The 13,586-nt window shown below is 59.4% G+C and carries 13 protein-coding genes and 1 tRNA gene; all 14 read left to right on the top strand.

Annotated features, from left to right (window positions below; all coding sequences use genetic code 11):
* Positions 1-38: 38 nt before the first annotated feature.
* The 14 genes from C1713_RS09325 (at position 39) to C1713_RS09265 (ending at position 13,468) form a co-directional block, all read left to right on the top strand.
* The gene (locus C1713_RS09325) at positions 39-569 is read left to right on the top strand and encodes a UvrB/UvrC motif-containing protein (protein WP_009442711.1); all 531 of its coding nucleotides are present in this window, start codon (positions 39-41) and stop codon (positions 567-569) included.
* Positions 559-1,629, top strand: a complete 1,071-nt coding sequence (locus C1713_RS09320; protein ID WP_102493732.1) for an ATP--guanido phosphotransferase — start codon at positions 559-561, stop codon at positions 1,627-1,629. Before C1713_RS09325 ends, C1713_RS09320 begins: the two co-directional genes overlap by 11 nt.
* Positions 1,630-1,642: 13 nt before the next feature.
* Positions 1,643-4,147: an ATP-dependent Clp protease ATP-binding subunit gene (locus tag C1713_RS09315; RefSeq protein WP_061943876.1), complete on the top strand. Its 2,505-nt coding sequence runs from the start codon at positions 1,643-1,645 to the stop codon at positions 4,145-4,147.
* Entirely contained in the window at positions 4,137-4,268 is a 132-nt protein-coding gene (locus C1713_RS12585) for a hypothetical protein (protein ID WP_009442708.1), read from the top strand. The genes C1713_RS09315 and C1713_RS12585 overlap by 11 nt, the downstream gene beginning before the upstream one ends.
* 323 nt (positions 4,269-4,591) lie before the next feature.
* The gene (gene radA / locus C1713_RS09310) at positions 4,592-5,965 is read left to right on the top strand and encodes a DNA repair protein RadA (RefSeq protein WP_061943873.1); all 1,374 of its coding nucleotides are present in this window, start codon (positions 4,592-4,594) and stop codon (positions 5,963-5,965) included.
* Between the two features lie 48 nt (positions 5,966-6,013).
* Complete coding sequence (locus C1713_RS09305) at positions 6,014-7,720, top strand: flagellar hook-length control protein FliK (RefSeq protein WP_102493731.1); 1,707 nt, start codon at positions 6,014-6,016, stop codon at positions 7,718-7,720.
* A gap of 20 nt (positions 7,721-7,740) precedes the next feature.
* On the top strand, positions 7,741-8,265 hold the full coding sequence (locus tag C1713_RS09300) for a flagellar hook assembly protein FlgD (protein ID WP_009442705.1): 525 nt from the start codon (positions 7,741-7,743) through the stop codon (positions 8,263-8,265).
* Between the two features lie 139 nt (positions 8,266-8,404).
* Positions 8,405-9,052, top strand: a complete 648-nt coding sequence (locus C1713_RS09295; protein WP_245871087.1) for a hypothetical protein — start codon at positions 8,405-8,407, stop codon at positions 9,050-9,052.
* A gap of 129 nt (positions 9,053-9,181) precedes the next feature.
* Positions 9,182-9,272, top strand: a tRNA-Ser gene (locus C1713_RS09290).
* 52 nt (positions 9,273-9,324) lie between these two features.
* Entirely contained in the window at positions 9,325-10,659 is a 1,335-nt protein-coding gene (locus C1713_RS09285; RefSeq protein WP_102493730.1) for an NCS2 family permease, read from the top strand.
* Positions 10,660-10,674: 15 nt separating this feature from the next.
* Positions 10,675-11,586: a ComEC/Rec2 family competence protein gene (locus tag C1713_RS09280; RefSeq protein ID WP_170950829.1), complete on the top strand. Its 912-nt coding sequence runs from the start codon at positions 10,675-10,677 to the stop codon at positions 11,584-11,586.
* Positions 11,583-11,783, top strand: a complete 201-nt coding sequence (locus tag C1713_RS09275) for a DUF3006 domain-containing protein (RefSeq protein WP_102493728.1) — start codon at positions 11,583-11,585, stop codon at positions 11,781-11,783. Before C1713_RS09280 ends, C1713_RS09275 begins: the two co-directional genes overlap by 4 nt.
* Positions 11,784-12,872: an N-acetylmuramoyl-L-alanine amidase family protein gene (locus C1713_RS09270; RefSeq protein ID WP_102493727.1), complete on the top strand. Its 1,089-nt coding sequence runs from the start codon at positions 11,784-11,786 to the stop codon at positions 12,870-12,872.
* 14 nt (positions 12,873-12,886) lie between these two features.
* Positions 12,887-13,468 carry a GerMN domain-containing protein gene (locus C1713_RS09265; protein WP_170950809.1) on the top strand — a complete coding sequence of 194 codons (582 nt, stop codon included), beginning with the start codon at positions 12,887-12,889 and terminating at the stop codon, positions 13,466-13,468.
* The last annotated feature ends 118 nt before the right edge of the window (positions 13,469-13,586 follow it).

The raw sequence follows: 13,586 nt of genomic DNA, 5'->3' as shown, positions 1-13,586 counted from the left end.
GATAGAAGACTGCGGAGAACATTGGGAAGGACACATTGATGATCTGTGAGGAATGCGGCCGCAACGAGGCGATTGTGCACATCGTGCAGATCGGGCCGGGCGGCAAGAGTGAAAAGAATATATGTATGAGCTGCGCCGCGCGCTACGGTGCGTCGATCCTTCGTGCGCAGCAGGAGAATGTTTCGGCGGATGACTTCCTGAAGGGACTGTTTGGCAGCAATCAGGAGGAGAACGCAGAGGAAGAGGATGCACCGCGCATTACCTGTCCGAACTGCGGGATGCACTTTGACGATCTCTCGAAGACGGGGCAGATCGGCTGCTCGGTCTGCTATGAGACGTTTCATCATGAGCTCGCGCCGCTCCTGCGGCGCATCCACGGAGCGAGCATTCACCGCGGAAAGATTCCGCGCCGCTCAGGCAGTGGGATCATGCTGCGCCGTGAGGCGGAGCAGCTCCGCACGCGCCTGAAGGAAGCCGTCGCCCATGAGGAGTATGAAAAGGCGGCAGAGCTGCGCGACCGGATTCGCTCGCTGGAGCAGCGAATGGAGGAGAGCAGTCATGGCGCTTGAGGATCTCCTGCGCGCGGAGCGGCTTCCGTGGTTTGCTGCGGGGGGACAGGATGCCGATGTCGTGCTCTCGAGCCGCGTACGCCTTGCCCGCAACCTCCTGCGCCTGCCGTTTCCGGGGCGTGCCGACGAGGCTCAGCTGGCGGAGATACGGCGCATCCTGGATGAGGCGTTGGCGGATATCAGCACGGCGTTCGGGCAGCCGTTTGAACGCATCGCTGTCGATGCGCTGACGGATGTGGAGCGGGCGGTGCTGATCGAGAAGCGGCTCATCAGTGAGAAGTTCGCTGCGGGGCAGCCGCAGCGCGCAGCCTACATCAGTGCCGATCTGGGGATCAGTATTCTCATCAATGAGGACGATCATCTCAAGATACAGGTGATGACGCCCGGTCTGTCCGTTGCGCAGGCATTTCGCACGGCGGCGAAGGTGGACGACTTTATTGAGGCGAAGCTGGATCTTGCCTTTGATGAGCGCATGGGCTATCTGACGGCGCAGCCGACGAACCTCGGCACGGGACTGCGCGCCTCGGTCGTCGTTCATCTGCCGGGGCTGGTCTACACGCGCAACATCGAGAACATCAGTCATTCGTTTCCACAGCTCGGCCTTGCCGTTCAGCCACTTTATGGGGGCGGTGAGGGCGCGCATCTCTATAAAATTTCCAATCAGCTCACGCTTGGTTATGCAGAGGCAGAGATCATCGAGAACCTGCGCGCTGCCGTGGGAGAGATCACCGCACATGAGCGGCGTGCACGCAAGGCACTTTCCTACGTCGGAAAGGACAGTGTTGAGGACGGCGTTTGGCGTGCATTCGGAATTCTTTCGTATGCAAGGTCACTGACAGAGGAGGAAACACTTGACCTGCTCTCGCGTGTGCGTTATGGTATAGACCGTGGGATCATCACCGGGGTGTCGGGGGACTGCTACGGTGAGATCATGGTTGCGGCGCGCGATGCCTATCTTCGGTATATGGCAGGCGGGGCGGAACAGTCCGCGGGGGAGATCGCTGGCATGCGCGCAGCGCGTGTACGCGCGATTTTAGATCGATACAGAACACAGGGGTAAGGAGGGGAACAGCTTGAACTACCGTCAATTTTTTACGCAGACGGCGATTAAGGCCGTGGAGTTTTCGCAGTATATTGCACAGCGGCGCGGCAAGGGGTATATCGGTACCGGCCAGCTGCTGCTCGGTATTCTGCACATGCGCGATACGATTGCCGCCGAGACGCTGGATAAATTCGGCGTGGACTACGACAGCGCAGAGCAGGTGATTCGGGAGGGGGACGGTTTTCAAGACGTCCTGACCCCAGAGGAGACGCCCTACTACACGCGGCGCGCACAGCGCGTCATGCAGGGGGCGATTGATACGGCGCGTGAAGCGCGCTCCTTCGTGACAACGGAGCATATTTTGCTCAGTCTGCTCTCCGAAGGTGAGGGGACGGCTGTCCGTACACTGGAGGATCTCGACGTCGATATCGAGGCTCTGCAGAGCGAGGTGAGTGCCAAGATGGACGACACGGAGGACGAGGTCAAAGAGAAATTCGCGCGCCGCAAGAGCGGCAAGGACACGCGCAAGGGGCTGCCCGCCTCACTGAAAAAGTTTGGCACGGATCTGACCGCAGCGGCCGGGGCAGGAAGTCTTGACCCCGTGATTGGCCGTACGGCGGAGATTGATCGCGTGATTCAGGTTCTGGCACGGCGGACGAAAAACAATCCGCTCCTGCTCGGTGAGGCGGGGGTCGGCAAGACGGCCATCGCCGAGGGACTGGCACGGCGCATTGCCGCCGGAGAGGTGCCCTTTCTGCTTGAGGACAAGCACATTGTGACGCTGTCGATGACGGCACTCGTCGCGGGTACGAAGTACCGCGGTGAGTTTGAGGAGCGTCTGAAAAATGTGGTGGATGATGTCATCAAGGCGAAGAACATCATTCTCTTCATCGATGAGATTCACACGCTCATCCGTGCGGGCGGTGCCGAGGGCGCACTCGATGCGGCAAACATCCTGAAGCCCGCTCTTGCGCGCGGTCAGATGCAGATTATCGGGGCAACGACGCTCAGCGAGTACAAGAAGTACTTTGCGAAAGACAGCGCGCTCGCACGGCGGTTTCAGTCGGTGACGGTCGATGAGCCGGATGCTGCGGATGCGGAGCAGATTCTCTTCGGTCTGCGCAGTCGCTATGAGGAGTTTCATCATGCGCGCATCGAGGATACGGCGATTACGGCGGCCGTGCGACTCTCGAAGCGGTACCTGACGGATCGCTTCCTGCCGGACAAGGCGATTGATCTGATGGATGAGGCATCCTCCCATGTGCGCATGAAGAGTGCGGGCGGGACGGATCGTCTGGTCGGCCTGCGCCGTGAGATCGCAGGGGTGGTCAAGGAGAAGGATGCCGCTGTCAGTAAGCAGGACTATGAGGCGGCAGCGCACCTGCGCGACCGCGAGAAGGATCTGCGCGCGAAGCTCGATGCATCCCGCAAGGGCGAGGATGCACGCATGGAGATCCGCGTGACGGAGGACGATATTGCGGCTGTGGTGGCTCAGTGGACGGGCATTCCCGTGCAGCGCATCGCGGTCAAGGAATCCGACCGCCTGTTGGCACTTGAGTCGCAGATCGGCCGCCGCGTTATCGGGCAGGACGAAGCGGTGCATGCCGTGGCGCGTGCTGTCCGCCGCGCGCGTGCCGGTGTCAAGGATCCGCGTCGTCCGATCGGCTCGTTCCTCTTCCTCGGGGCGACGGGCGTCGGCAAGACGGAACTGGCGCGGGCACTCGCTGAGTCGGTGTTCGGCACCGAGGATGCGATCATCCGCTTCGATATGTCTGAATACATGGAAAAGCATACGACGGCACGTCTGGTCGGCGCGCCTCCGGGCTATGTCGGCTACGAGGAGGGCGGCCAGCTGACCGACGCCGTGCGGCGCAAGCCTTTTTCCATCATTCTCTTCGATGAGGTGGAGAAAGCTCACCCCGATGTCTTCCACATGCTGCTGCAGGTACTGGAGGACGGCCGCCTGACGGACGGACAGGGGCGCGTTACGGATTTCCGCAATACCATCATCATCATGACCTCGAATGCGGGGGCAGATCATCTGCGCTCGACCCGCGGCACCATCGGCTTTGCCGTCGGCGGGACGGCAGGATCTGACGAGGAGCAGGCGAAAAAGCGCGTCCTCGATGAGGTGCGACAGATCTTCCGCCCCGAGTTCCTCAATCGCGTGGACGATATGATTGTATTCAATGCGCTCGGTGAGCCGGAACTGACGAAGATTGTGGACATTCTCCTACGCGATGTGAAGCTGCGTCTTGCGGAGCAGGAGATCAACATGGAGGTCAGCCCGTCGGCGAAGCGCGTACTCATCACAAAGGGGACGGATGTCAAGTTCGGCGCGCGTCCGCTGCGGCGCGCCATCCAGAAGAACCTCGAAGATGCACTGGCAGAGCGTTTGCTCGCCCGTGACTTTGCGGCGGGGGATGTCATCTCCGTGCGAAAGCTCGGTGATGGATTGGACTTCGTGAAGAAGGACAAGACGCACAATCGACGGACGAAGAAGAATAATAAGAAGGAACCATGCCATGAAACGTGAGGGACGCAACGTACTTGCGCCGCACTCGCGGATGGGATGTTGGGGGGACTTTCTCGTCAACTTCGCATGGTCGCTGTTCTGGCTCGCACGGTCAGTGCGGCGAATGATTTTACTGCGGTGAATGGGGGCTGTTGCACGAAGCGAGGGACTTCGTGCAACAGCCCCGTCTTTGTGCCCCTTCCACCGCTTGCGCGGTCCCCCTTGCTGACCTGTCCAAGAAGCAAGTCCACAAGACGAAGCTGATTGGGTAACAGGTCGTATGGGAAAACGTCCCAAGAACACGAGCGACAGCGATGTGTGATTGGCTGACGTTGACCGCTCCCCGTGATAACGGGGAAGGCTGGGATAACGCCATGTAGCTTCCCCCGCTTGCGGGAAAAGTGGCGAGCATAGCGAGCGATGGGGGGAACAGTCCCTTTTTCGTGTTCTTTCGATGGAGATCTTATGGCAAAGAAGAAAAAGACGATGTACGTTTGTCAGAACTGCGGCTACGACAATACGCGATGGATGGGAAAATGTCCGGGCTGCGGCGCATGGAATACGATGGTGGAGGAGGTCGTTGCTCCGCCGGCGGAGGAGCGGCGCGGTACCGCCTCGTCAGGTGAGCCGCCGCAGCCGATTGCGGAGATCCGCGCAGAGGATCTGCCGCGCTTTTCGACGGGCTCTGGGGAGCTCGACCGCGTTCTCGGCGGCGGTGTGATACCGGGAGCGATGGTGCTCGTCGTCGGTGATCCCGGCGTCGGGAAATCGAGCCTTACCCTGCGCGCATCGGCGGATATAGCGCGGGCAGGACGCCGTGTCCTCTACGTGACGGGCGAGGAAAGCGCACGGCAGATCCGCATGCGTGCCGATCGTCTGCAGGCCGTTGCCGATGAGCTGCTCGTCGTCAGCGAGACGAATCTTGATGCAATCTGCGCACACGTAGAAAATGTTAAGCCCGCGCTCTTTATCATCGACTCCATCCAGACGATGTACCGTCCCGACATCGAGAGTGCGCCCGGCAGCGTCTCGCAGGTGCGCGAGTGCGCCATGGAGCTGATGCGCGTCGCAAAGACGGCGGGGATTGCCGTCTTTGTCATCGGCCATGTAACGAAGGAGGGAAGCCTGGCGGGCCCGCGTGTCCTCGAGCATATCGTCGATACGGTGCTCTATTTTGAGGGAGAGCGAAATGCGGAGTATCGCGTACTGCGCGCCGTAAAAAATCGCTTTGGCAGCACGAACGAGCTGGGGCTCTTTGAAATGCGGGATGTCGGACTGGTCGATGTCCCCGATGCGTCGAAGCTGTTTCTCTCCGAGCGCGCCCCCGAGAGCGGCTCGGTCATTGTGCCGACGGTGGAGGGGACGCGTCCTCTGCTCGTCGAGGTGCAGGCGCTGGTCGCCCCGACACCCTATCAGCCGCCGCGTCGTACGGCGGACTCCGTGGATGTCAAGCGGATCCAGCTGCTGCTCGCCGTCCTCGAAAAGCGCGTACGTCTGTCGATCGGCGCCGCGGACGTCTATGTGAAAGTCGCGGGCGGTATCCGTCTCGATGAGCCGGCGGCGGATCTTGCCCTCTGTGTTGCCATGGCATCGAGCTTTGCAGGACGTCTGCCGCGCCCGCAGATGGTCGTCTGCGGCGAGGTGGGGCTTTCAGGGGAGGTGCGCGCCGTCTCACAGGCGGAGCAGAGAATCATCGAGGCGCAGCGGCTTGGTTTTCACGCCGCCGTGATCCCCATGAAGAACTACCGTCAGCTAAAAGGCAAGTTCGCAGGGATGGAACTCTTCGGTGCAGAGACGATTGGCGATGCCTTAAAGTGTGCGATGCCAAAAAATATTTAAGAAAAGATAAGATTTCCACGATAAAGAGATTGAAGAGGTGATGTGTAGATGAATGCCGGAAATCTTATGGCGGTATCGACCACGGACGGCGCATCGACGGCAGCGGGCGTGCAGGGAGCGCGCAGCGCAGCGGCGGGCAGTCGTACGCAGACAACCTCAGGGAAGAATACGTTCAGCGATACGATGGGCGCACTGCAGAAAAAGGGTATGAGTGCAGATGCGACCAAGATCCAGACCGGTGATTCCTCGCTGTCTGCCGTACAGGATAAGCCTGCGGCGACGGGGACGGACGGGATGGCGCAGAACGCACAGGATGTGAAAAAAACAGCGTCCATGCCTGCGGCAAAAGGGCAAAGCGACGCCTTGAAGGACGTGTCCGCCGAGGACACAGCCATAGCCTCCGCAGTGGCGGCAACCGTGCTCACAGCACTCCTGCCGGCAGATGTGGAGCAGGTTCCCGTGGAGAGCACCCCGGCGGAGGGGGAGTTGCCGCCGGCTCTGGCGGATATTCTCGAACGCTATGGGCTGACCGCTGAGCAGCTGCGTGATACGAAGCTGCAGACGGCGGTCGAGCATCTGCTGCAGCAGATGCCGCAGACCGATGAGAAGGGAAACGCGCTTCTCCGCGCCCTAGCCGGTGAACCGCTGACGCAGGAGACGGCGAATACCGCTGTCATGCTGGCACAGACGGATGCACCTGCCGCTGCGGCGGCGCGTCTCGCAGCGCTCGATGCGGCGATGCCCGCACAGCTGCGTGCGGCACTTCAGGCAGCAGCATTGCCGTCTGCGGAGGATGCAGCGACGGTACCGGCCGCGGTGACGGATGAGACCCCTGTATCGCAGCTCGTCGTGCAGGAGGACCCCGTTCCCGCAGCACCTGCGGAGCAGCCGACGGTTGTGCAGCAGCCCGCGGTACAGGCAGCGGCCGTTTCCGCGATGCAGGAGCAACAGACTCTGCCGCGGGAGAAGAGTGCGGCGGCGCTGGTCGGTGAGCATCTTACCGAGGAAACGCAGCCTGCACCGAGCCCGCTCGATGTTCTCGCACAGCGTACGATGCGCCACGATGCAATGCAGCGTGACATGAGCGGAGAAAACGCGGAGCAGAACCAGCAGCCGATGCAGAGCGGCATCCCCCAGCCAGCACCGACGCATGAGAACGTCTCCTTTGAGACGACAGTGCGCACGGCGGAGACGCCCGTTCAGCTGGCCTCTGTGCAGACGGGGACGCCTCCCGTCCAGACGGAGCAGGCAGCACCCGCCGCAGAAGTGCCGCAGCGCCCGCAGACCGACTACGAGATTCCGCGTCAGATTGTCGAGCAGGCACGGCTTCTGCGTACCCTGAACGACACGCAGATGATCATTCGCCTGAAGCCGGAGCATCTCGGCGAGCTGACACTGCGTGTTGCCGTCGGCTCGGACGGTGCGGTACAGGCGTCCTTCCACAGCGACAACGCCCACGTGCGCAGCGTGATCGAGAACTCGCTCGTCCAGCTGCGGCAGGAGCTGAACACGCAGGGGATCAAGGTGGATCGCGTCGGCGTCTATACGGGACTTGCCGATGGGCAGATGCCCCAGGGACAAGGGCAGGAAGCATGGCAGCAGCATCAGGCAGGGCACAGTGAGACACAGGTCTACGCACGCGGTGATGCCGACGACTATCTCGACGGGGAAATCGTCGATGATGGCGTTACCCCCGCATCGATACAGGAAAGCGTTGGCGGCGTAACGGCAGACGGTGTGGACTATCGCGTCTGACCATGTAAGGAGGAAAAAAAGTGGCAAGTACAAACCCACTGAATACCATCAATGTCGGCGGCGTCATCCAGAAGGTCTCCGACTATGAGGCGGCCCAGAACCAGGCAAAGGCCGGAAAGAAGGACAACAGCGCTCTCGGCAAGGATGCGTTCCTGCAGCTGCTCGTAACGCAGATGCGCTATCAGGATCCGCTTAATCCGCAGGACAATGCGGAGTATCTCTCGCAGCTGGCACAGTTCTCCGCGCTCGAGCAGATGACGAATGTCTCCAAGGGGCTGGAGAAGGTCAGCAAGATTGTTGACAATATCGATTCTTCGGTATTGATCGGACAGCTCAGTTCGATGATTGGACAGCCAATCCAGTGGATTACAGAGACGAAGGGAAAAGATGGTGCTGTAACGAAGCAGAACTTTGAAGGCAAGGTCATCGGGGTCAGCATCACAGACGGTGCACCGAGCATTATCGCCGATGTCAATGGACAGTCGCATAAGGTGCAGATCTCTGAAGTGGTGCGCGTCGGCCGTGTCACAGCCTCAGCAACGTAACCGGAAATACAGGGCAGTTGGCCAAAGATCGGTATCGTACCGCCCTTTTCTTGTTGCATAATGCGTATCCGTCGCTTATAATGGGGACGTAATATCCCAAGGGAATATGGGATGCAGAGAGGAAATGGAGGGATCCAATATGGCACTATCAGCCATAGGAGGGGGCTTCGGTTCAAGTCTTTTCCAACAGTCAAACCGTGAAATCCATCAACTTGGTGGTCGGGCGACACAGGCCAAGATGGACGAGGTTAAGGCGGTTATAGGCGACTCGAAGTTCGGTTCGAGCACGAAGGCAGGGACGAGTGAGTTCCAGCAAACGCAGCGGACCGTCATCCGCACGGGCGAGCAGAGCGCGTCGCGCGCCACACATCAGGCTGCGCAGAACATGGATCCTGCAATGCTGGGCACGAGTGCATTCCAGAAGTCGAACCGCTCGGCACAGCAGATGGGTGCCCAGGCGACGCAGGCCAAGATGGACGAGGTCAAGGCGGTTATAGGCGACTCGAAGTTCGGTTCGGGCACGAAGGCAGGGACGAGTGAGTTCCAGCAGACGCAGCGGACGGTTATCCGCACGGCGGAGCAGGTTACTTCACGCGCCACGCAGCAGGCGGCGCAGAATATGGATCCTGCGATGCTGGGCACGAGCCGCTTCCAGAAGTCCCTTCGTGAAGCACAGCAGTATGGCGCCCAGGCAACGAGCCAGCGCATGGAGCAGGCAAAGGCGGCCTATGCAATCAGCCCGCGTGCGCCACAGCATGTCGGAAGCAATCTCGACATCAAAGCATAAAATGATAAATGATAATGGACTGCCTACGGAATCCTGCGGCTTTGTATGGCAGTCCTTATTTTTGTCTTGACAAGCGTGAATCCATCTGTTAATATAACACCTGTCGCAGAGAAAGCGTGAAGTGAATATGGAGTGGTACTCAAGAGGCTGAAGAGGACGGTTTGCTAAATCGTTAGAGTGGGTAACCGCTGCGAGAGTTCGAATCTCTCCCACTCCGCCATTTTTTATTACCCGGTCTGCGTCGGGTTTTTTTAATTTAAGGAGATGCTTCTATGAAGATGCAGAGCACGCCGCCGTCCTTTGCCGAACGATTTTTTAAAGTGCGGGAAAAGGGCTCGACCGTGCGCACGGAATTACTCGCGGGCATGACGACGTTCATTGCCATGGCGTATATTCTCTTTGTCAATCCAAATATACTTGCGGACGCCGGTATCCCGAAGGAGGCGGCGATTGCCTCGACGATCTGGATCGCGGCACTCGCGTCGCTCGCCATGGGCATTTTTGCGAACTATCCCGTCGCGCTCGCACCGGGCATGGGGCTGAATGCGTTCTTTGCCTACTATGTCTGCGGCGTTCTCGGACTGCACTGGACTGTAGCGCTCGGTGCCGTGTTCTTCTCGGGCGTACTCTTCCTGATTTTGACGGTTAGCGGAATCCGACAGTCGATCATCAATGCTGTCCCGCGTGACCTGAAATACGCCATCAGCGTGGGCATCGGACTCTTTATTGCGTTCATCGGGCTGAAGGGGACGGGGCTGATCGTCGAGAACTCTGCGACCTATGTCTCCCTTGGTCACGTCACCGCGCCGACGACACTACTCTCTCTCTTCGGTCTGCTCCTCACGGCGGCGCTGATGGCGCGCAACGTGCATGGCTCGATCCTCATCGGCATCTTTGTGACGACCATCCTCGCCATGATCCTCGGGATGACGCCGGCACCGAAGGGAATCACGGATATCGTGAGCACCTCGCTCCCGCACATGGGGGAGACGTTCGGGCAGCTCGATCTCGCAGGCGCATGGCACTACGGCCTCGTTTCGATTATCTTCACGTTCACCGTGGTGGAACTATTCGATAATATGGGCACATTGATCGGTCTGACGACAAAGGCAAAGATGGTGCGCCCCGACGGACACATCGAGAACATCGACAAGGCACTGACCACGGATGCAGTCGGGACGATGGTCTCCGCCATATTCGGTACGTCGACGGTCACCTCCTACATCGAGAGCGCGGCTGGTATTGCCGCCGGTGGACGGACGGGGCTGACCGCCGTTGCGGCGGGCGTACTCTTCCTGGCGGCGCTGCTCTTTACGCCGCTGATCGGGCTCGTGCCGGCATTTGCTACCGCGCCTGCCCTCATCCTAGTCGGAGCGCTGCTCATGTCCGAGGTCGGAAAGATTGACTTCTCCGATTTCACGAATGCTCTGCCCGTCTTCCTTACGATCATCATGATGCCGCTCACGTCGAGTATCGCCAATGGCTTTGCCTTCGGCTTTATCAGCTACACGGTCATGAAGCTCTGTGCGGGGCAGTATAAAAAGGTCAGCTGGATCATGTATCTCGTCTCGATTGCCTTCCTGATCAATCTGGCACTTCGTTCGTAGGAGGCTGACGTGCAGATGAAACATCGCATGGCATTTCTCGTGAGCCTTTTGCTCCTGCTCTCCGCGCTCCTTGGCGGGTGTGCAGGAGCGTCGCATGAGACATCCTCGACTGCGCCTGCGCAGCAGCAGGCACTCACGGTCAAGATGCTCGATATTGGGCAGGGGGACGCCATCCTCATTCAGACCGCAGAGCAGAACGTCCTCATCGACACGGGCGATCTGGACGAGCGGGATAAGCTCCGTGCCGAACTGGACAAGGCGGGGGTCAAAAAACTCGATGCAGTGATCCTGACCCATCCCCACGCCGATCACATCGGCGGGATGGAGATGCTGATTGATAAATATCCGATTGGCATGGTCTATGACAACGGGATGCCGTCAACGTCACGTGTCTACATTGGCTATATGAAACAGCTGAAGGCGAAGGGGATTGCGCGCAAGGGGCTCTGTACGGGAGATCGCGTGGATCTCGGCGGCGGGGCAGTCTTTGAGGTGCTCGCCCCGTCGGCGGCACTTGTCCAGCAGGGCAGCGTCAAGGGCTACAAGCACGATCCGAACAACGAGTCCGTTGTCGGACGGCTGGTCTTTGGCGATTTCTCCATGATGTTTACGGGCGACGCAGAAAAGAAAGAGGAGCAGGATATCCTTGCGGGGGCGCAGGGAACGGTGCAGAGCACCGTCCTCAAGGCAGGCCATCATGGCAGCAAGACTTCCTCCTCGGCAGATTTCCTGCGCGCCGTCCATCCTGCGGCGGCTCTCATCTCCTGCGGTGTAAACAACGACTATGGACATCCGCATAAGGAGACGATGAAGAAGTACCATGCCATGAATCTGGACATCTATGTGACGGCGGAGAATGGCACGATTACCCTTACGAGTGATGGAAAGGACTACCATATCACACCGGAGAGAGGGGAAAAACAATGATTTCTGCGTACCTGGATCGATTTGAAGGAGATCTTGCCGTGCTTCTCCTCGGAGATGCCATGGTCAAGGTGAATTTTCCGCGCGTGTTCCTGCCCAAAGATGTGGCAGAGGGCGACTATCTGAAGCTGACGATAGAGCGCGATGCGGCGGCGACGGATGGCGCTGAGGATGAGGCACTGGAGCTGCTGAAAGGCTGAATGGGGGCGAGATTGGCATTGACGATCAAGAACAGGGTTCATCTGTGGATGCGACCGCTGCTTGCCGCAGCGGTTTTTGTCTGTCTGCTCCTTCTGCTCGATGGAGCAGGAGAAGCCGCAGGCAGCCTCCATCGTATTACGGGCATTGACAGCCATGCGGTGGAGGTGGACGGGCGTGCGGCGCAGCGCATAGAGATCACAGTTAAGAAGGCGGGGCTGCACTACGCTCTGTCGGAGCGGTATCATGCGGACAATCAGCTGCTGGTCGAGCTGGAGGATGTTGCGCTGGATGAGCATCTTCCCCATGAGATCGCTCTCGATGGAGCGGTGCTGCAGCGGCTTGTCGTTATTCCGCGCGAGAATCATCGTGCGGCACTGCGAATCTATGCAGGGCATGATCTTCGCAGTGCGGATGCCTATCGTATGTATACTGTCCCGGGGACGGGACGTGAGAAGAACACCGAGCGGCTCGTGATTGAGATCTTTGCGGATGCCGGAGACACGCTCAGCAAGGCGGTCATGGGGCATACGGTGGTCATTGATCCCGGGCATGGAGGCAGTGATACGGGGGCGATCGGTCCATCGGGCGCATGCGAAAAGGATGTCGCCCTTGCCGTCTCCCTGCGTACGCGTGATCTCCTGACCAAGGCGGGGGCGCATGTCGTCATGACGCGGACGGACGATGTGGACGTCGCGTATGCGGGTAGTTCGGCTTCCCGCGAACTGCAGGCGCGTGTGGATGCTGCGGCGGCACATGAGGAGGCGGAACTCTTCCTCTCCGTGCACTGCAATTCCTTTAGCAATCCGGATGCACACGGGATGGAGACCTACTATTATCCCAAGACGGATGCGGATGAACGCTTCGCCACGCTGCTGAACGAGGAACTTGCTGCGGCGGGCGGACTCTATAATCGCGGGGTCAAGTATGCGCACTTCTACGTCCTGAAGCATTCGGATATCCCTGCTTCCCTTGCGGAACTGGGGTTTATCTCGAATCCCGAGGAGGAGCAACTGCTCACGGACCCTGCCTATCAGGAGATACTGGCACAGGCACTCTTTCGTGCGATTGCACGCTATTTTGAGGAATGAGGAGAGAATTGGAAATGTTCCAACACGCGCAACATATTACACGTCTGCTGGGCGCACCGCTCTGCGCAGCACTTCTGCTTACGGCGGGCTGTGCAGAGGAAAAGACGTCTGCCCCGCCTGCCGCAGAGTCACAGCAGACACAGACGAAGGCGGCTGCTGTGGACGACACAGCGGCGAAGGACAAAGAGGTCAAGGTGAATGTCTACTATCCGAAGAATGACGGCATGGGTCTTGTGGCGGACAGCCGTACGGTAAAACTCGGCAGCGAGGATAAGTATACGGCAGCGCTGAAGTCCCTGCTCGCAGGCACGACGGAGAAGGGGCAGACGAATGTCTTCCCGAAACACGTGAAGCTGCGCAGCGTCAAGGTTCAGGACGGCGTCGCCACGGTGGATTTCTCCAAGGAGCTGCAGAAGAACTTCAACGGCGGGTCGACGGGGGAAGAGATGCTCGTCGGATCAATCGTCAACACGCTCACGGATTTCCCTGAGGTGAAAAAGGTGCGCATCCGCATTGAGGGAGAGGATGTGGAAACTCTCTCGGGGCACATGGATCTCTCTGAGCCGCTGCCGCGCATGACAGAGTTGCTGAAATAGCTGTGCTTGTCATTTTGGCTGTTTTGTGATAGGATACTAGTAAAATGGCGGGAATGCTCTCTTTGTATGCCCGCAAATCGGAGGGGGCAGCGCGCCCCCCAATGGAAAGAAGCAGGAG

It is taken from the genome of Centipeda felix (assembly GCF_900186465.1).
GTDB classification, from domain to species: domain Bacteria; phylum Bacillota; class Negativicutes; order Selenomonadales; family Selenomonadaceae; genus Centipeda; species Centipeda felix.
Note: the sequence above shows the minus strand (reverse complement) of the source record. Positions and strands in the feature narration are given on the sequence as shown.